We start from the raw sequence: 20,271 nt of genomic DNA on the forward strand, positions 1-20,271 counted from the left end.
CGTTACCGCTTTTGTCTAAATTCTTAATGGATTCTTCCTTCAAAGCTTTTAATTCATCTAGCGTCTTCAAGCTTACACCTCCTGATTCTTATACTTAGCAATTATTTCGGGGACCTTTTTAGGGTCCACGTTGCCGTATACATCTTCGTCAACTGTCATAACAGGAGCCAAACCACAGCATCCCAGACATCTTGTTGCTTCAAGAGTAAACATTTTATCCTCTGTTGTTTGCCCTACCTTAATATCCAATTCATCAGCCAGCTTATCAATAACATCCTGTGAACCTTTTACATAGCATGCCGTTCCTAGACAGACACCAACCCGGTGCTTGCCTTTTTCTTCTATAGTAAATTGAGTATAGAAAGTAACAACGCCATAAATGTCTGCTAAAGGTATATTAGTTTCATCCGATATAAACTGCTGTACTTCCAGCGGCAGATATCCAAATATATCTTGTGCCTTTTGAAGCGTTTGCATTAATATTCCTTGTGAATTTTTTACCGAATCAATGAATTTTTTCAGTTCAGAAAATTCTTTATGTTTTGATTGTATAAATTCATTCTGCAATTTATTGACCTCCATATTAAAAATATTAAACAACCTATATTATATATTCAGCAATAAAAAATGTCAATCAATAACGATGTATGGAAATATTTTTAGAATAAATTTGACATTTTACTAATTTATATAAAAATTGCTTCAAAACATCCTCAATGGTGAAATCTGTCCCCATTTTGCTTAAAAATATTGCTAGCAAGAAAAAGAGCTGCGCACTTCACTGTGCAACAGCCCCTTAGATTTTATTCCATATATTGTTATTCGTACTAAAAATTGTTGTAGAACGCCTTATATGCTTTATATGTCATATACAAATCTGTTTTAGAAATTATTTCAAACGGTGCATGCATGCTTAAGACAGGAACTCCGAGATCAACCACATCCATATTGTACCTTGCCATAATATATGCGATTGTTCCTCCGCCTCCCTGGTCTACCTTTCCAAGTTCTGACGTCTGCCAAATAACATTGTTTTCATTGAACAGTTTTCTCAGCCTTCCTATATATTCCGCATTTGCATCATTAGCACCTGATTTGCCTCTGCTTCCCGTATATTTTACCATTGCAACACCTTGACCCATAATGGGCGCATTTTGCAGCTCTGAAACTTGAGGATATGTAGGATCTACTCCTGCCGCCACATCTGACGAAAGCATACTGCTGTTTGCCAAAGCTCTTTTAAGCTTAAGCTCACAGTAATTACCTTTATTCTGCATTGCAATCAATTCAGCAGCCATATTGCTAAAGAACAAAGAATGCATTCCAGTATTACCGACGCTTCCAATCTCTTCCTTGTCTACAAACAGTGCAATGGCTGTTTTTTCAGTATTTTCCAGCTCCAGTATGGCTTTTAGAGACGTATATGCACATACTCTGTCATCATGCCCGTAAGCCATAATCATCCCTCTGTCAATCCCTACATCTCTTGCTCTGCCTGCAGGAACTATCTCAAACTCTGCAGTTTGAAAATCCTCTTCAATCATTCCATATTTTTCATTTAATATTTTAAGTACATTAAGTTTAAATTTCCTGCTTTCTTTTTCCTTTTCATCGCTTTCACCTAAAGAAGGCAAACTTCCTATTATTACGTTTAGTCCTTCTCCTTCAATAGCTTCGGACAGCTTTTTATCTTTTTGATCCTTAGCTAAGTGAGGCAGTAAATCAGTTATGTAGAATATAGGATCATTTTCATCGTCACCTATGGATATATGGAGAACTTCTCCGTCTGCTTTGACAACCGTGCCGTAAAGAGCAAGAGGAATAGTAACCCACTGATATTTTCTTATTCCTCCGTAGTAATGAGTCTTAAGCAAAGACATGCCGTGCTTTTCATACAACGGGTTTTGCTTTAGATCGATTCTCGGTGAATCTATGTGGCTTCCAACAATGTTCATACCTTTTTCAATGTCTTCTTTTCCTATAACGGCAAGAACAACATTTTTCTCTTTATTAACATAGTAAATTTTTGATCCGGGTTTAATTTCAGTTGCATCATCTAGGCAGATAAAACCTCTTTCTTTAGCCCTTCTTACAATTTCTTTTACTGACAATCTCTCAGTCTTGGAGGCATCCATAAATGCCATGTAATCGTCAGAAAGCTTAAAGACATCGTTTTTTTCTTGGGTATTTAATTTTTCCCAAATAAAATGTTTTTTGTAAAACAGCTTATCGTTATCCATTCTAGTCTCCTAAATATTAATATTATATGTATGTATTTAGTTATGCCCCTTAAAATGAATTGTTAATCATTTATTATCACCAGGGCAGATAAATATAGTCTATTTTCTGTTTCTGCACATTTGACATCATAGCTTCTTACCACGTTGAATTCTCCGTCATATCCTCTCATCTGCCAAATTAAATCTGCATTTATGCATATGCCATCCTCAACTCGTTCAAGACTGTTGATTTTATCCACCTTAACATTCATTGCAAGTTCATAATCTGTAGGATTATCAACAACTTTACTTAAAATATCCAAATCATTTTCAAGAAGTTTTCCTGTCTCAATTTCCCCGAGTTTATTCTCCAAGGATCTCATATCCTTGACTCCGTAAAGAAAGTCGTTCATAATTTCAATTCTTTGGTTCAGCAAACATTCAATCTCTGATATTTCTTCATGGTATTCATATGCGCTAATGGAATTATAGCTAAAAAGCAACAATGCCAGCATTATGTAAATAAATCTTTTTTTCATATGTAATCCCCCTAAATATTAAAGTGCATTTAATATTATAGAGGGACACTGTTAATTTTATTATCGTTATTTGTCACTTGTAGGACGTTAGTTTTCGCTTGGTTTCAACAAATTATTTATATATATGATTCGATTAACCCTACGCATCCGCACCTATTTTTGCTATTTTCCAATCGTTTTAACGCTTTTTCTCTTTTCTAAAGTAAATGGAAGCTCCATAAGGCCCTGCTGAATTTTGTCGCCTTTAATCATTTTAATGAGCATTCTCATTCCTACTGCGCCAACGTCATAGTATGGTTCTCCTATAGTTGTAAGTTCAGGTCGCACAAATTTGCCTTCTCTTATGTTTCCGAATCCAACTACTGATACATCCTCTGGAACCTTAATATTATTGTCGATGAAACTATCCATAATTCCAATTGCAATTTCATCGTTGCTGCATACCACAGCTGTAAATTCTCCGGCATCTTTAACAATTTCTTTGCCCTGCTCATATGCTTTGCCGTGCTTGCTTCCTCCAACAACATATATTTTAGAATATCCAAGCTCATTATCTTCAACAGCCTTCATATATCCTTCAATTTTGTCGTTTTCTACTGAGGTTCTGTCCTCAAAGTCTGATACATATACAATCTTTTTATGGCCTTCCTGAACAAGGTACTTAGTCATTTCATAAATTGCAGAATTGCAATCTATTGAAATATGATTCATATTATCATGAACATCTCTCGTGAAATAAACGCTTGGCTTATTCAAACCTTCGGCAAGTTCTATTATTTCACTGTCAAATTTATTTCCAACAAGGAATAAGCCTTCTGCCTGCTTTCTATCCAGAAGCTGCAGATATTTTTCCTGAGTTTCCTTATTTGAATAGCTGCTGCAAAGAAGAATATCATATCCGTACATTTTCCCTATTTCCTCTATTCCTCTTACTATGTCAGCAACATAGCTTTGTGCAAGGTTGTTGATTATAACACCAATAAGGTATGATCTCCTTGTAACAAGGCTTCTTGCCACGTCATTCGGTTTATAGCCTGTTTCTTCTATAACTTTTAATACTTTTCTCCTAACTTCGGGACTTACTGGCTTAGAATCATTTATGACTCTTGATACGGTCGATATTGAAACCTCTGCAAGTCTCGCAACGTCTTTAATCGTTATCATTTTTTCCTCCTATGATAGTTTTCCTGGATTTTTTCCCACTAATAATATTATATATGTATTTTTAAGTTTTAGCAATCGTTTTTTCCTGATTTTCCTGCAAAATTTAAAAATTTTTCCCAGCACAGAAAAAAGCGGAAGAGCACAAATGCTTCACCGCTTTAAATTTAATTTTAATAAACCCGCGAGAGCCGCAAATCATTAATTCATACCCGCACCTAAGCAGGTGGGAGCTCTACTAAGTGTTTCTGGTTTCCCGTCAATGCGGGCCTGCCATAGGCACTCGGACGCGAATTCCCTTTTACAGTATGTCGGTTGAATTAAAAGATTTCCGTACACCGCAGGCTTTCTGCTTAATGAAATTATACCACAGCAAGCATAGTTTTACAACTGTATTTTATAAGCATTACTATGCTATATTAACTAATTTTCCCTGGAATGCTAATTAAAATTTGATGTGTCCTTAATTATTTCGCGCAGATCTTCCTCGTGTATTATCTCTTTTTCTATAAGCAGATTAGCAATTTTTTCAATTTTTTCTTTGTTGCTTTCTACAATGCGCAACACATCTTCATATATTTCAGAAGAGAGACTTTTTACGGCTTTTTCGGCAGAAGCTAACGGTATATTGAGTTTCTCTGATAAAACTCCAAGATTGACAAATGATGAACTGTCATCCATTCCGTACTTGGCCACATAATCAACTGCAAGCGAAGTTGCCTTTTCAATATCATTTTGTGCACCGATCGTAATATTATCCCTTCCAAAAAAAATTTCTTCTGCCGCTCTTCCTGCCATCAAAACTGCCAGTTGATCTCTTATTCTTTTTTTCGTTACAACACCATCGCTGTCAGGAGTGCTGAGCGTATATCCTCCTGCGCCCTTGCTGGTAGGAATAACGGATACTCTAATAATCTTTTTATTTGGCATGAGATATTTTGATATAAAGGCATGTCCTGCCTCATGGTATGAGGTTATTTCTTTTTGCCTGCTGTTGTCGTCCGGATTTTTTTTCTCTGCACCGGCTAATACTTCAAGATATGCCTTCTTTAAGTGACAATCTTTTATTTCATTTGAATTTTCCCTAATTGCGGCAAGCGCAGCTTCATTTATCACATTTTCGATCATCGCGCCGCTAAAGTAAACGGTTAGATCTGCAATATCGTCCAAATTGATATTTTTATCTGCATTTTTTTTGGAAAGATAAAGCTTTATAATATCTTTTCTGGCATTTCTATCTGGAAGCATAACCTCTATTTGCCTGTCAAATCTCCCAGGCCTTAAAAGAGCTGAGTCCAAAACGTCTACTCTGTTTGTGGCTGCAACTACAACCGTTCCAGATCCATCTGAAAACCCAGACATTTCTGTCAAAAGTGCATTAAGAGTTCTGTCTCCCTCATCGCTGCCTCGCATATTTCCGTTCATTCTTTTTTTGCCTATGGCATCTATTTCATCTATGAAAATTACGCTTTTCCCGGATTTTTTGGCTTTCTTAAAAAGGCTCCTGATTCTGCCGGCACCAAGTCCAGCATAAACCTGCACAAAATCTGAGCCGGACACAGCAAAAAACGGTACTCCCGCTTCTCCGGCAAGAGCTTTTGCCATCAGCGTCTTGCCAGTTCCAGGTGCTCCGTACAAAAGAACTCCCTTCGGCATTCTTGCATTAAATCGGCTGTATTTTTCAGGATTTTTTATAAAATCAACTATTTCCAACAAGCTGTCCTTAGCCTCATAATTGCCTGCAACATCAGCAAATTTCATGCTTGATGAGCTTAAATATTCAATTTCATTTAAGCTGTTTATTTCTTTCTGCGCTGACTTTTTATTTTTAAAAAGAAAAAAAGCAAAAATCAGTACACCGATTACCGCTATTATCTGATAAGTTTCCATTGTATACCCCCTGAAATAATAAGGAACTAATCAAGTTTTGACAAACAATAAGTTTTGATTGTCCTCTAATTTCTTTATATATGTTAACTTATTTTAACATATGGATATACATATGGATATACTAAATATATTGCTTTATTTCATTGTTTTTCCTTGACTTCCAGTATGCAGACAGCCTGCGCGGCTATACCTTCTCCTCTTCCTTCAAAACCCAGGTGCTCTGTCGTTGTTGCTTTTACATTAATGTTTGAGATATCTGTTTCCAAATCTTCAGAAATATTTTTTTTGATAATATCAATGTATGGGCTCATTTTTGGCTTTTGCGCTATTATTACAGCATCCAGATTTCCAAGCCTGTAATTTTTAATTTTCATCTGTTTGACAACATACCTTAAAAGAATTCTGCTGTCAATATCCTTGAACTTTATATCTGTATCGGGAAACATACTTCCTATGTCTCCCATTCCCATTGCTCCAAGAATACAATCCATAATCGCATGGATCAGAACATCAGCATCAGAATGACCGTCAAGTCCCAATTCATAAGGTATTTCCACTCCGCCTATTATCAGTTTCCTGTTTCCTTTCAGCGCATGTACATCATATCCTATTCCAATTTTCATAGACATCTCCTTAATAAATGCTTGCAAAAATTTCTGCGATTCTTAAATCCAAAGGCGTTGTTATCTTAATGTTTCGCATCAAGCCTTCAATAACCTTTACCTTGTGCCCATAATATTCAACTATGGAGGCGTCGTCAGTAAATGAAACTTCCTCCGTCATCGCTTTGATATAACAATCTCTTATAAGATCATACTCAAATGACTGAGGAGTCTGCACAGACTTTAATGCAGACCTGTTCAAAGTTTTTTTCACAGTATTGTCATCAGATACCTCTTTGATTGTATCTACCACATCCGTAGCCGGTATGCATGCTTTATAAACATGTGCTCCTTCAACGCAGCTATTTATGAGATTATATGAAACAAACGGCCTCACCCCGTCATGTATAAGGACTATTCCACAATCTTCGCTTACTGCTTTTATCCCTTCGTACACCGACTCGGTGCGCGTTGAACCTCCTGCCTTAACTTTTGTAATTTTTTCATAATCAGAAGCTATTTCACTCCTTACATACTCCAAATCATCCTTACCGACTATAAGAATGATTTCATCAACTTCATTACTTTTTTCAAATTTATACAGCGTAGTTTCAAGAATGGTCTTGCCCGCAATTGACATATACTGCTTAGGTATTTCAGCCCCCATCCTTGTTCCTCTGCCTGCCGCAACTATAATTGCAGCAACATATTTATTTTTATACATTTTGTCCCCTTTACAGAATCATAAACAGACAATTGCCATATGGCATATTGTCTGCACATATTTAATTAAACAGTTTTTTTATGCTTAAATCATCTAATGTCACTTCCGGAACTCCAAGCTTTCTGGCAGGTATAAACAAACCGTGACAGTCGGAACCTCCGGATATCATAAGATCATTTTTTTTGCAAAAATCAATATAATAACTTTCTTCTCCCGCATTGTATGGCGAAAAGCACTCTATTCCGTCTATTCCTAATTCAGTCCAGTATTTTAGCTCTTTTTCCGGCATACGGCTGTTTCTGTAATGATATGACGGATGTGCAAGAAATATTTTACCACCACTTTCTTTTGCAATGCGAATTACATCCTCCGGTTTTTTCAGCTCTGCTTTCATTCCTGTTTTTCCGAAATCCTTTAAATGTGATATAATATCGCTGTGAACTCCCTTATCAATCATATAATTGAGCGACTTCCAGCCTCCCCTTTTTCTATCGTAATCATATTTTTCAAAGTCACTCAAGCTTACTTCTTTAAAATTATTTGAAGCGTACGATTTAATATATTCTCTGTTTGTATTTAGCCTATTATTATTTGTCCAGCTCATCATATCCATGAGTTTCTTATTTCTTATATCAAAATTATAAAGAGTCAGGTGGTATTCTCTTTCCTGGTACTCTGCAGTAAGCTCAGTTCCGGGTATAAACAGTAAGTTATCTTTAGGATTTAAAATATCCTGCATGTTCTTAATATTGTCGATACAGTCATGATCCGTAATCGAAAAAATTCTAATTCTGTTTCTGATTAGTTCATTCTTTAGTTCTGATACATCCCACGTGCCGTCAGAGGCACAGGTGTGCATGTGTAAATCTGTTTTTTTCATGTTACCTCTAGTAAAGTGAGTCTTCATTTATTCTCGTGTAAAACATTCTTTTAACTTCATCAAATTCTTTTGTCTGCGCCATTATCCACATCAACTTAGTTACAGCAGCCTCTATTGTCATATCATATGCCTGAAGCACATTAAATTTTTTAAGGGCTTTGACACCTACCTCATATATACCCATATCACTGCCTTCAAACATAACCTGTGTGGCAATAATAATTATTTTTCCATTTTCAGTCAAGCTGCCCAGCCTTTCAAGAAAATTTCTTTTATCCTGAAACGGAAGTCCTCCCACACCGTAGCTTTCAATAACCACACCTTCATACTTTTCCCCTATATAGTCAAGAACATCCGGCTCCATTCCAGGTACAAGTTTTAGCAAAAATATGGAAGGAAATATATCCTTGTAAAACCTTACAGGTCCCGTAAGTTTATCATTCCTTATATACTTTGTTATCCTGCTGTCATCAATTATTGCAGCAACAGGAAAATTTATGGATTCAAATGCGCTGTAACTCTTTGACTTAATTTTCCTGGCTCTTGTTCCTACTATTGCTTTACCGTCAAATACCAAGTATACACCGCTAACATCTTTTTCAGTAGCAAATCGAAAGCTATCCAGTAGATTTTTTTTTGCATCTGTAATATCTGCATTTATTGGTTTTTGGGCACCAGTAATTATAATAGGCTTATCAGTATTCTGAATAAAATATGACAGCGCCGCAGATGTATAGGACATCGTATCCGTTCCGTGAGATATGACAAAGCCGTCATACTTGCTATAGTTTTTCTCTATAGCTTCAGTCATCAAAATCCAGTGCTCAGGCTGAATATTTGTGCTATCAATATTCAACAGCTGTATTGTATCAACTTCGCAAAATCCTTTTATCTCCGGTACAAATTCCAGGAGTTCCTCCGATGTTATCTGTGGTGACAACCCTTCCTCAGTTTTTTTAGAAGCGATGGTGCCTCCGGTAGCAATTAACAATATTCTTTTTTTCATTATTATACTTCCCCCTGAATTCTTTTCATATCTTCAGGCAGCGGGCATGTTATTATCGTCTCTCTGCCTGTAATAGGCTGAACAAATTTCATTTCATAGCAGTGAAGGGCCTGTCTGTTTATTAAGCTGCTTTCGCTTCCGTATAAAGTATCCCCAATTATGGGATGTCCTATATACTTTAAATGGACTCTTATCTGATGAGTCCTGCCTGTTTCCAGTTTTAGCTTTAAAAGAGTCATGCCGTTAAATCTTTTTTGCACTTCATAGTGAGTTATGCATTCCTTGCCTTCAGGGTGAACCACCCTTAGTATATCGTCGGGATTTAACCGTGTAATAGGTTCATTAATAGTTCCGCTGTCATTTTCAACAATACCTTCTACTATTGCATAATAATACTTGTCTACAGTATTTGATTTCATTTGATTAGCAAGCTCATTATGCGCATATGGATGCTTTGCTATAATAACTATGCCGGAAGTATTCATATCCAATCTGTTCACAAGTCTTACCTTTCTTTTGATATTATTCTTTCTGAAATAGTATGCTACACCGTTAGCTATGGTATTGTCATGGTGAGATCGAGTAGGATGAACAACAATGTTCGGCGGCTTGTTAACCACAAGCAGGTCATTATCCTCATAAACTATGTCAATTGGTATTTCTACCGCCATATATTCATCCTCATCTTCATCAAACTCTACAGACAACACATCCCCTTCGTAAACTTTTTTATTTAGCCTTGTCACTTTATCGTTTATAAGTAATTTATTGTTAAGTTCGAGCTTTTTTGAAAGGCGTCTTGAAAAATTTAAATTTTCGGACATAATGCCCTTTACAGTCTTGCCGTTTTCTTGTATTGTATAATTAAGAATATTATAATTAGTCATTGTATGCTCCTGAAATTTCATGGAGGCAGTGTGCCTCGATATAAATATAATATAAATCGGATTTAATGTAAAGGGGATTAATCATGAATCAAAAGGTAATATGTATCAGCTCAAGCCATGATGATTATACTTTGAAAATAAAGGAAAAGCTAATAGAAATTTTCGAAAAACATGGTTATCAACATCATGACGGTTTTAGAAATAACTGTGCCCTTAATATAACAATAGGCGGCGATGGAACCTTCCTAAGAGGTGTGAGGGAAAGTAATTTTTCTAGAATACCTTTTGTGGGTATAAACACAGGAACTCTTGGATTCTATCCAGAAATCATTCCTGAAAATCTTGAAAGCTTTGTTTCTGACTTCGTATCCGGAAATTATGCAATAAATAATATTAATCTGATAGAATGCGAAATATGTTCTTCGGAAAAATCCCAAAAAATCTATGCGGTCAATGATATCATTCTTAAGAGGAAGGATATGAAAACCATGCATATGGACGTCTATATAGCCTCAAATCATTTAGAAAAAATAAGCGGCGACGGACTTATAATCTCATCGCCCCTCGGAAGCTCGGCTTACAACAAATCAGCAGGAGGATGCCTTGTATATCCATCGTTGAAAACACTGCAGATTACTCCATTATCTCCGATTATTTCAAATGCATACCGATGCTTGGATTGCAGCATCATTGTTCCTCCTGAATTCGAAATAACCATTTATCCTGAAAGAAAAGAGGATTACTACGTAGCGCTGCTTGCTGACGGTGAAACCATTGAATATGATGTACTTGAATGCGTACATTTTCGAACATCAAAAAAAATAATCAAAAAACTTTCCACAGGTACATTCAATTACTGGCATGTCATTAAGGATAAATTCCTGTAAAAATAAACAGCGTAACAGGCATATAATAGATTTCTGGAAAATGAAGTTTATTGTAAGCCTTTTTTTATGCAGCAAAATAATTTTCTATATTTAGCAAATATTTTCAAATTTTAATAACTTTTCTAAAAAATATGTCGAATACTATTTTGTCTTGCTAACTACGTTTGTTTCGCAAGTAAACGTTTAAGTCTAAGCATAATAACATACACATGGAGGCATAAAATGAAAAAATTTAAAAAATTGCCAAAGCTTAAAATTAAAAACAATAATAAAAAAGCTTCTGGCCGCCATTTTAATCTGTTAGCTAATTTTAAAAAACTAAAAATTTCTAAAAAATTAATAACAGTTTTTTTAATTCTATCTATAATATCAACTATAACCGGACTTGTCGGCATACTTGGTATGAACACCCTAAGTAATGCAGATAAAAAGCTATATGAAGTTGAAACAGAGCCATTGATATACCTATCATATATGCTGAACAGTCTAAATGATATGCAACTTGACATAAGAGAAGGAATAATAAGCTCAGGCAAATTGTCTGCAATAGAAACCTACGAGAAAAGCTTTAATGAGGATTTGGAGACTTTTAATACTTCTTTGGAATCCTATAAGGCAAATCTAACATCTGCCAAAGATTTAGATGATTTATCTTTAATAGAGAAGATGATCAATAATTTATATATTCCATACACAGAAAAAGTTTTTGACCTAGCCAAGTCCGGAGATTTAACCAATGCATATATTACTGCAGGCTCAATATCAAGTTCGGTAGATTATGTATTTGAATATTTAAATAATAACATAAGTTCAAAGGTAGACAGTGCTAAGGCGACTAGCGAATCAAATGAAAGACTGACGAAAACTTTATCGCTTATAATGATTGCAATTATCATAACAATTTTTGTTTCCTCAGTTATAATCGGAAGATTTGTGTCAAGAACTATATCTGTACCCGTCAATAAAATGGTCTCTGTCGCCGATAAGCTTGCTATCGGAGATACAGACATCAACCTTGATTACGACGAAACATCAAAAGATGAAGTTGTTATACTTTCTCAAGCATTTAATAAGGTAATAGAAGGAATAAAAGAACAGGTCGGTATCATTTCAAGGATTGCCGACGGAGATTTATCATTTACGGTTACCCCAAGATCTGATAAGGATATAATGGAAATTTCTCTTAACAGCACCATAAAAAATTTAAATAGTACTATGCGTGAAATAAACGAAGCATCGTTGCAAGTATTAGAAGGATCCAATCAATTATCTTATGGCGCACAGGAATTATCTCAGGGCGCTACTGAACAGGCAAGTACAATTGAAGAGCTTTCTGCATCTATCAACGAGATTTCAAATCAAATTTATTCAAACGATGAAAACGTAAAGCTCGCTGAAAAGTATGTTAAATCCGCCGAAGATGAGATTATAAGAAGCAATGAGCAAATGCAGAAAATGCTTTCTTCAATGAATGATATAAACGATTCTTCAAGAGAAATAGCAAAAATAATAAAGGTTATTGACGATATAGCATTTCAAACAAATATACTTGCACTTAACGCTGCCGTAGAGGCCGCAAGAGCCGGCGAAGCCGGCAAAGGTTTCGCCGTAGTCGCCGATGAAGTAAGAAACCTGGCTACTAAAAGTGCAGACGCTGCAAAGCAAACCACAGTTTTAATTGAAAAATCCATTAATACTGTAAAGGATGGGACAGGCATTGCAGAAGATACCGCAAGTTATCTGAACAAAGTAATTGAAAATACCAACCTTGTAGCATCTTCTATGGATAAAATAACCCAAGCATCTAGCGAACAGGCAAGCTCCATCAATCAAATAAATATAGGAATTGAACAAATATCTTCAGTTGTTCAAACTAACTCTGCTTCCGCAGAAGAAAGTGCGGCCGCAAGCGAAGAATTATCAAGTCAGGCGAACTTATTAAAAGAACAGATATCCGTCTTTAAACTCAGCACCGAGACGGCAGACAGTTTATAAATTATTAATGAAAATAAAAGCCGGACACAGTGTCCGGCTTCTTACATTCTCAATGTAAACTTACTTCCTTCATTTAGCTCACTTTCAACGGAAAGAGAATACTTGTGCACATCGGCAATCCATTTGGCAATACTCAATCCCAAACCGGTGCCTCCTTCCCTGTGCCTAGCTTTATCAGCTCTATAAAAGCGATCAAATATTCTTTCCAAATCCTTTTTAGCTATACCTATACCTGTATCCTCAACAGTGAACATTTTTCTTTTATTTTTATCTGTAAACAATCTGACAGAAACTTTTCCATTTTCCGTATATTTAACAGCATTGTCCACAAGGATTACAACCAGTCTTCTTATTTTATCATAATCGGCTTTTATTTTAACGTCCTCTTCCAAATCAAACTGAAAATCCAGCCCCTTTTTTCTAGCTATTATCTCCATGTTCTGACACACATTTTCCGCAACTTCCGTAAAAGAAAATTCTGTCATATCCAGCTTTTCTTCGTTCGCATCTGCTTTAGCAAGTATCAGAAGCTGATCAATCAGTTTAGCCATAACCCGTGTTTCGGAATATGCATTATCAAGCCAAATTTCATTTTCTTCAATTGTACCTTCTTCATCGCTCAGTACAACATCCAGATTTGTCTGTATTACTGTCAAAGGAGTTCTAAGCTCATGGGATGCATCAGCAACGAATTCCTTTTGGCGCCCCCATGTTTCTTTGACAGGCTTCAAAGCTTCACCGGTAAATATAAAGCTTATTACAAGCAATATTGCAGTTCCGCTGCAACCCGTAGCATACAAAACAGTTCTGAGGAATGACCAGAGTATTTCTTCATTGACTGTATTTTGATATACCTGTACCACACTTTGCCCGTTGGTGTCAAAATATCTTGTATATATCCTGTAATTGAACCGTCCAATTTTTCTTACCACATATGAATCCTTTTTTTCTTCAAGAGATTCCAAAGCAAGATTCTGTATATCATCGGAAATTTTAACTTCGTCCTCCTCAGAATAAACTACCTCCATGTTGCCGTTATATATTACATAACAGGCATCAAGCCTCTTGCTTCCCATAAGAGCAACAGACGGACCTATTCTTTGCAGCACTGTTCCCTCTGTTGTTCTAAAATTCGAATATGTGATGCTCCTGTAGGCATATATTCTCATAGCTTCTGATTTCATGAGTTCTTTATTTCCATCCTCAAAAACAATTCGCGTAAAATTATAAATTCCTGCAGCAATAAAAGCCATGAACAGAACCAGAATCAGCCCCATGTATGCTGTTAGTTTAAAATGAAGTCTTCTAAACATTTTATTTCTCCTTAAGCATGTACCCTACGCCTCTCACTGTTTCGATTTTTGCATTTGTTTTTTCAAGCCTTTTTCTCAAATGATGAACATAAATTTCTATATTGCTTTCCAGTATATCCGCTTCAAGTCCCCAAATTCTGTCAATAATCTGTTCTCTGGTAAAAACCTGTCTCGGCTTTTTTATAAACATTTCCATAAGCATAGCTTCTTTAAGCGGCAGCTTATGTTCATTACCTTCTATATATATCAGATAATTCTTTACATCATACTTTATATCTTCAAATTCATATATTTCGCCAACATACTCCGTGCTCTTTCTTCTTGCTAAAGCTTTTACTCTTGCAATCAATTCCTTTGTAGCAAAAGGCTTAACAAGGTAATCATCAGCTCCATTCTCCAAGCCGAACACCCTGTCATCAACCGTATCTTTTGCCGTAAGCATTATAACAGGTGTCTTTATGCCGTTTTTTCTTATTGATTTTAATATTTGAATGCCGTCAACTCCTGGAAGCATTATATCCAGCACTATTACATCATATATATCCTTGCCTGATAGAATCATCCCTTCTTCTCCGTCATTTGCAATATCAACGTCAATTTTCTGCTTTCCAAACAAAAAACTCAGGGCCTGGGTAATTTTAACTTCATCCTCTACGATTAATATTCTCAAAATCATTCCTCCCATTTTGCCATTTATGATAGTACCATATTATTATTTAAATCTTAAATTAATATTAATATTATATAATTTCAATTTTATTAACACATATTATATACTATGAGACATTCTATAGCAAATTTAAATTGCACCTCAATAATCAAAGGAACAATATTTTTCAATAAAAATAAGCCCCTCAATACAATATGCATTAACTAACCGCATACAGTAAGTGGAGCAAGAAGTTCGTTCATCTATATAGCTAATTTATAGTAATTAACCTTTTCTTTATTAATTAATTCTTCATATTCATCCATTGGTTTAGGCTTCTCAAATATAAAGCCCTGCGCCATGTCACAACCTATTTTTTTAAGAAAGTCAACCTGATTGCTTGTTTCCACGCCTTCACATACAACATTCAGTTTAAGATTCTTAGCCATATTTACAATATTGCTGACGATTATCTTTGAATTATTTTCCTCAATATTACTCAAAAACATTTTATCTAACTTCAATGTATCAATTGGCATTTCCTTTAAAAGTCCCAGACTTGAATATCCTGAACCAAAATCATCCATTGAAATTTCAAATCCGTCATCCCTAAATTTTCTCATGACTGAAAAAATCTCGGCTTCATTTTTATTGCTGAAAACCACAGACTCAGTTATTTCTATTTCTATAAAACCGTCCCCAATTCTATACTTATCCCTGATTTTTCTATACTCTGATACAAAATTGCTGCTCGTAAAGTGAATTCTTGAAACATTAACAGAAACAGGATGCACGTTGTAACCCGAATCAATCCATTTCCTGATACTGGAACATACCTCTTCAAAGACAAATTTGTCTAAATCAACAATAAAACCGTTGTTTTCAAAAACAGGAATGAATCTTATGGGAGAAAGCAGCCCCATCTCAGGATGAACCCATCTGACAAGCGCCTCAGCACCTGAAAGATTTCCTGTCTGCAGATCAACCTTTGGCTGCAGATACACCACGAATTCCCCGTTTTTCAAGGCCTTGTGCATATCATTTTCAATTGTTTTGATTTCAATCATTCTATCTGATATGCTGTCCTCATATACTGCGCAGCCACTCTTATAACTATTTTTAAGGTTCACTTTTGCAAAATATGCTTTATCAATTGCAACCCTTATATCCAAATTGTCATTATCAATAAAATATATTCCCGTCTTTACAACCGGTGCAAGATTTAGTTTGTTCCATACACCCATTTTTTCTATCTTATCTGATATTTCGCAGGCTCTTTTGATCAGCTCCTCCTGCTCTTCATATTCTAATAATACAAAAAAATTATCGCCTTCAGCCTTGCCGATAATTTCATTCTTAAGGCTCTTAGTTAAAACCTTTCCTATCTGACGGAGTATCTCATCACCCTTTTTATATCCGACACTGCTATTTATAATGGAAAATTTATTTAAATCATAATGAACCAGTGCATAATTTATTGAAGTATTGCTTTTTATTATTGTTTCCGCATCTATTATAAACTCAGATTTATAGCTTACATCGAACATAAACTCATTTTTCCTGTCGCCTCTATTTCTGTTTGATTTTCTTATGTTCTTTCTTATAAACCTGAACTCCTTTTTTATATTGCTGTACAGTCCAAAAATAACTGCAATAAAAATAATGTTAAGCGAAGCAAAAATCTTCAACATCAGAGTTTTGTCTCCTCCTGCAATCACATGTATAGTCTCAAGCAATACAAAAGCGGCACAAAATGCAGCAATAGCAATGAAATAATTTATATGCGGTCTAAACTTTGAAATGTCATCCTTCAAAAATTTCATTCACCTCCGTCAATAACTGTGTGCTGTTCAGTTACACCATCAGTATTAATGCCCATTCTATTTTATCTTATTTGTAAAGCTAAAACAGAGGTGCAGCATACTGCACCCCTGCTATGTTTTTATAAATTATTGTAATAACTGTAATACACCTTGTGGCTGTTGATTAGCCTGAGCAAGCATTGCTTGTGCAGCCTGAGTAAGAATGTTATTCTTAGTGTATGTCATCATTTCCTTAGCCATGTCAACGTCTCTGATACGAGATTCAGCAGCTGTTAAGTTTTCTGAAGTAACGTTCAAGTTGTTGATAGTGTGTTCAAGTCTGTTCTGAACAGCACCCATGTTAGCACGTTCGCTTGAAACATATGCAATAGCATCATCAATAGCAGCAATTGCTCCGCTTGCACCAGATCTTGTGCTTATGTCAAGACCAGCTACACCACTAGCACTACCGCCAGATGCCTTTAACGCTGCAGATTGCATATCAGCAAAAGTTACTTCTATAGTTTGGCCTTTGTTTGCTCCTATTTGAAGAGTAAACTTACCACTAGCTGTAGTTGTATCCAGTAATTTCTGAGTGTTGAATTCAGTGTTCTGTGCTATTCTGTCAATCTCAGCAATAAGTGCCTCATTTTCTTTTTGCAGCTCAGCTCTGTCAGCTTGAGTGTTAGTATCACTTGCAGACTGAACAGCCAATTCTCTCATTCTCTGTAAAATAGAGTGGGTTTCATTTAAAGCGCCTTCTGCTGTCTGAATCATTGATATTCCGTCATCAGCATTTTTAGCAGCCATGTCAAGACCTCTTATCTGGCTTCTCATTTTTTCAGAAATAGCCAAACCTGCTGCATCATCACCGGCTCTGTTGATTTTATAGCCTGAAGATAATTTTTCAATGTTCTTTCCTGTGTTATTGTTATTCATTCCCAATTGTCTCAATGAATTTAATGCGTTGATATTGTGTTGAATTCTCATTTTTTACCTCCGTGTAATTTATCGGGATCCTTCCCTTTAGCTTAGTTTTTATTGGTCACATTTCCGGCATCGGGCCCTGATACCAGAAACATTTCCTTTATGAACTATATATCGAAACATTAATAAAAAAGTTTAGTTCTTTTTATGATTTTTTTAATATTTTCGTCAATATATATTCAGCCAATTCTAAATCATCTTCCGTATCTATGTCTACAGACGAATTACTGTCCATTATATATGCTAAAGTATTTTCTATTTCAAATGTTCTATGTTTTTTAAATTCATCAATGTCACAAATATAAATAGCTCCATTCAGTCTATATAAAGGCGGAAAGCTCTGTCTCCTTGAATATTGTTTTTTATCATAAGTTATGAAATCTTTTATAATTCCATCCTCATTAATACTTTTTAACCACCATGGTGGATTTTCTTCTTTTGTAACAGATATTAAGGACTTAAAATCTTTACTTTTACTTAACAGCCTTTCAATTGCAGTATCTATATCCGTAACCGTTCTAAAAGGCGATGTGCATTGCAATAGCATTACATAGTTTGGAAAATATTTTTCATTATCCTCCAATACCTTTAATGTGTAGAGCATTGAATCTATAGTAGGCGAATCATCAGCGGCAAGTTCTTTTGGCCTCTCAACTACCTCTGCTCCCATTTGCATACAAGCATCTTCTATTTCTTTATCCTCAGTTGATACTATTATTCTATTTATGTATTTTGATTTTTTCGCTTCTTCTATAGTCCATTGAATCAGAGGTTTATTGCCCAAATTTCTAAGATTTTTCCTGTGGACTCCTTTAGAACCCCCTCTTGCCGGAATAATGCATATTATTTTTTTATCTATCAAAAATATCACCGCCTAAAATTTTATTCTATCTCTTTAATTAAAACAAATGCTTCTGCACTATCGACACCTATGGCAGCTCCCCTTATGGTTGCATAAGCTTTTATATTTTTTTCACTTCTTGGAAAAGGATGCTCCGAAATTTCGCTGCTATAAATCTTAGCAATTTTTGTTTTTTCATCAATAAAATTTGAAATATCCACAAAATAATTTGGCTTAAAAGTATATTCAAACATAACAAAATCTGTTTCAGAAGGAGTTTCCATCATTAATATTTTTTTTATAAAGGGGTACCTGAAATTTTTAGTACAGGAATAGCATAAATTAAATGTAATTCTATGATCAGAATGCACGTCTTTATAATATGGCAGTATAACTACATTTGGTTTAATTTCATTAATCACAGAACCTATTTTTTGAAGTAATTCTCCTTCTAAATATGAATCTAAACCTGAAGGTCTTAATTTTAGATTGTAGTATCCATCCAAATCATATCTTTTAATCATTTCTTCGATTTCATTATTACGTTGTATAATTTTGTCCTCATCATACCCAAATGCTGCATCCATATGTGTCATGTTTAAAACATAAACTTGATTACCCTCTGCCTTTTTTCTGAGCATCATCCCACCGGCTCCTAATGTTTCATCATCAGGGTGCGTGGCAACGATTAGATATTTATCCATTACCCACCTCAAAAATAATCCTTAATTTATTAATCAATAAACTATCTGTTTGTTAATTAGCTTTTTATTTATTTCAGTCTCAGCTATTATTTTAGCTATTCTTTCTCCCGAATATCCATCTCCATACGGATTACTGCAATTTTTACACACCGATTTAAAATCTTCATCACTTATTGCCTTTTGAATTGATTCTTTTATTAACTCTTTAATATGAGGAACAAAAATAATGTTCTCGGAATGTTGTCTTTGTTTTTGTCTATTTCCTACATTGATAACCGGAAGTTTCAAAAATGGCGCTTCTAATATACCTGAGCTAGAATTACCTAATAGTAATGAAGCTTTTCTTTGCAGGTTTACAAAAATATCTCTTGGCAAAGTTTTATAAGCTTTTATAAAATTGAACTGTTTGGTAAATTCATCAATAACTTTAATCATATCGTAACTTCCTGCATCTGAATTAGGATATGTTATAACAGTATCAACTCCTAGTTCCGAAACTGCTTCTAGTGTAATTTTCATCTGTTCGCCAGCTTCTTCTATTTCCGAACTTAGAGGATGTTTAATTAACAAAATAAATGGTTTTTCAGAAGAAAGATTAGTATTTAATTCTTTATTTATATAATTATAAGATAAGTCTGGCTGTTTTCTAATCGAATCTAAAGCAGGATTACCTGTTACATGAATTCTCCATGCTTCTTCCCCCATCTTTAGAATTCTTTCTCCATTTTCAACTGTAGTAGGAAAATGTAAATGAGCTAATTTTGTAACTGCATGCCTTACAGAATCATCAATGTTTCCAACAACCTTATCTCCTCCACAAACATGAGCGATTGGAATATTCATATATGTTCCAACAGTGGCAGTACTAATGCTTTCTTCTCTATCTCCTAAAACAAGCAGCCAATCTGGTTTCTCTCTTATCACTATATCTGTTAGTCCCATTATCTGTATACCTAAGGATTTACTTCTTCCTGACAGAGAATCTGTAGAAAGCAATGTTTCTAATTTAATTGCATCATATGAATCGTTAATATATTTATATGTATTCCCATATATAGGAGATAAATGAGTTCCTGTAACTACAAGCTTCAATTGTAAATCATCCCTATTAATAATTTCGTCTAATATAGGTTGTAATATAAAATATTCAGATCTTATCCCACTAACTGCTAATACCTTCTTCAA

19 protein-coding genes and 1 other RNA gene are annotated in these 20,271 nt (G+C 35.1%); 2 read left to right on the top strand and 18 right to left on the bottom strand.

The annotated features are described in order from the left end of the window. Positions 1–72: 72 nt before the first annotated feature. The 11 genes from ACS3UD_RS09855 to ACS3UD_RS09905 form a co-directional block, all read right to left on the bottom strand. Positions 73–582 (bottom strand): NADH-quinone oxidoreductase subunit NuoE family protein, encoded by a 510-nt coding sequence (locus tag ACS3UD_RS09855; RefSeq protein WP_374049901.1) that lies wholly within the window; start codon positions 580–582, stop codon positions 73–75. A 245-nt stretch (positions 583–827) separates the two neighbouring features. Next, positions 828–2,240 carry an aminopeptidase gene (locus ACS3UD_RS09860; RefSeq protein ID WP_308139774.1) on the bottom strand — a complete coding sequence of 471 codons (1,413 nt, stop codon included), beginning with the start codon at positions 2,238–2,240 and terminating at the stop codon, positions 828–830. Positions 2,241–2,302: 62 nt separating this feature from the next. Continuing rightward, entirely contained in the window at positions 2,303–2,758 is a 456-nt protein-coding gene (locus ACS3UD_RS09865) for a hypothetical protein (protein ID WP_308139773.1), read from the bottom strand. Positions 2,759–2,920: 162 nt separating this feature from the next. After that, the gene (locus tag ACS3UD_RS09870) at positions 2,921–3,922 is read right to left on the bottom strand and encodes a LacI family DNA-binding transcriptional regulator (RefSeq protein ID WP_213925422.1); all 1,002 of its coding nucleotides are present in this window, start codon (positions 3,920–3,922) and stop codon (positions 2,921–2,923) included. Positions 3,923–4,094: 172 nt separating this feature from the next. Then, a non-coding RNA gene (ssrS, locus tag ACS3UD_RS09875) (6S RNA) lies at positions 4,095–4,269 on the bottom strand. Between the two features lie 91 nt (positions 4,270–4,360). Then, complete coding sequence (locus tag ACS3UD_RS09880) at positions 4,361–5,809, bottom strand: ATP-dependent metallopeptidase FtsH/Yme1/Tma family protein (protein ID WP_308139772.1); 1,449 nt, start codon at positions 5,807–5,809, stop codon at positions 4,361–4,363. 140 nt (positions 5,810–5,949) lie between these two features. Beyond that, positions 5,950–6,432, bottom strand: coding sequence for a 2-C-methyl-D-erythritol 2,4-cyclodiphosphate synthase (gene ispF, locus ACS3UD_RS09885; protein WP_308139771.1), 483 nt, complete (start codon positions 6,430–6,432; stop codon positions 5,950–5,952). A 10-nt stretch (positions 6,433–6,442) separates the two neighbouring features. Beyond that, positions 6,443–7,135, bottom strand: coding sequence for a 2-C-methyl-D-erythritol 4-phosphate cytidylyltransferase (gene ispD, locus ACS3UD_RS09890; protein ID WP_308139770.1), 693 nt, complete (start codon positions 7,133–7,135; stop codon positions 6,443–6,445). Positions 7,136–7,196: 61 nt separating this feature from the next. After that, a complete protein-coding gene (locus ACS3UD_RS09895; RefSeq protein WP_308139769.1) occupies positions 7,197–8,015 on the bottom strand; it encodes a PHP domain-containing protein in 819 nt (272 codons plus the stop codon). A 7-nt stretch (positions 8,016–8,022) separates the two neighbouring features. Continuing rightward, the gene (locus ACS3UD_RS09900) at positions 8,023–9,021 is read right to left on the bottom strand and encodes an asparaginase (RefSeq protein ID WP_308139768.1); all 999 of its coding nucleotides are present in this window, start codon (positions 9,019–9,021) and stop codon (positions 8,023–8,025) included. Between the two features lie 2 nt (positions 9,022–9,023). After that, entirely contained in the window at positions 9,024–9,908 is an 885-nt protein-coding gene (locus ACS3UD_RS09905; protein ID WP_308139767.1) for an RluA family pseudouridine synthase, read from the bottom strand. Positions 9,909–9,991: 83 nt separating this feature from the next. Between ACS3UD_RS09905 and ACS3UD_RS09910 the strand changes: the two genes are divergently transcribed. Both ACS3UD_RS09910 and ACS3UD_RS09915 read left to right on the top strand, forming a co-directional pair. After that, on the top strand, positions 9,992–10,795 hold the full coding sequence (locus tag ACS3UD_RS09910) for an NAD(+)/NADH kinase (protein WP_308139766.1): 804 nt from the start codon (positions 9,992–9,994) through the stop codon (positions 10,793–10,795). Positions 10,796–11,017: 222 nt separating this feature from the next. Then, positions 11,018–12,790: a methyl-accepting chemotaxis protein gene (locus ACS3UD_RS09915; protein WP_308139765.1), complete on the top strand. Its 1,773-nt coding sequence runs from the start codon at positions 11,018–11,020 to the stop codon at positions 12,788–12,790. A gap of 41 nt (positions 12,791–12,831) precedes the next feature. On the opposite strand, the gene ACS3UD_RS09920 is transcribed toward ACS3UD_RS09915, so the two are convergent. The 7 genes from ACS3UD_RS09920 to neuC all read right to left on the bottom strand — a co-directional run bounded on the left by ACS3UD_RS09920 (position 12,832) and on the right by neuC (position 20,271). Further along, the gene (locus ACS3UD_RS09920) at positions 12,832–14,103 is read right to left on the bottom strand and encodes a sensor histidine kinase (protein ID WP_308139764.1); all 1,272 of its coding nucleotides are present in this window, start codon (positions 14,101–14,103) and stop codon (positions 12,832–12,834) included. 1 nt (position 14,104) lies between these two features. After that, the gene (locus tag ACS3UD_RS09925) at positions 14,105–14,779 is read right to left on the bottom strand and encodes a response regulator transcription factor (protein ID WP_308139763.1); all 675 of its coding nucleotides are present in this window, start codon (positions 14,777–14,779) and stop codon (positions 14,105–14,107) included. Between the two features lie 236 nt (positions 14,780–15,015). Further along, positions 15,016–16,575, bottom strand: a complete 1,560-nt coding sequence (locus ACS3UD_RS09930) for a putative bifunctional diguanylate cyclase/phosphodiesterase (RefSeq protein WP_308139762.1) — start codon at positions 16,573–16,575, stop codon at positions 15,016–15,018. Positions 16,576–16,701: 126 nt separating this feature from the next. Then, on the bottom strand, positions 16,702–17,544 hold the full coding sequence (hag, locus tag ACS3UD_RS09935) for a flagellin Hag (RefSeq protein ID WP_308139761.1): 843 nt from the start codon (positions 17,542–17,544) through the stop codon (positions 16,702–16,704). 142 nt (positions 17,545–17,686) lie between these two features. Next, positions 17,687–18,412 (bottom strand): acylneuraminate cytidylyltransferase family protein, encoded by a 726-nt coding sequence (locus ACS3UD_RS09940; RefSeq protein ID WP_374049900.1) that lies wholly within the window; start codon positions 18,410–18,412, stop codon positions 17,687–17,689. 11 nt (positions 18,413–18,423) lie between these two features. Continuing rightward, entirely contained in the window at positions 18,424–19,086 is a 663-nt protein-coding gene (locus tag ACS3UD_RS09945; RefSeq protein ID WP_308139759.1) for a PIG-L deacetylase family protein, read from the bottom strand. A 33-nt stretch (positions 19,087–19,119) separates the two neighbouring features. Then, positions 19,120–20,271, bottom strand: a complete 1,152-nt coding sequence (gene neuC / locus ACS3UD_RS09950) for a UDP-N-acetylglucosamine 2-epimerase (protein WP_308139758.1) — start codon at positions 20,269–20,271, stop codon at positions 19,120–19,122.

This window comes from Sedimentibacter sp. LTW-03 (genome assembly GCF_052059825.1).
Classification (GTDB): domain Bacteria; phylum Bacillota; class Clostridia; order Tissierellales; family Sedimentibacteraceae; genus Sedimentibacter.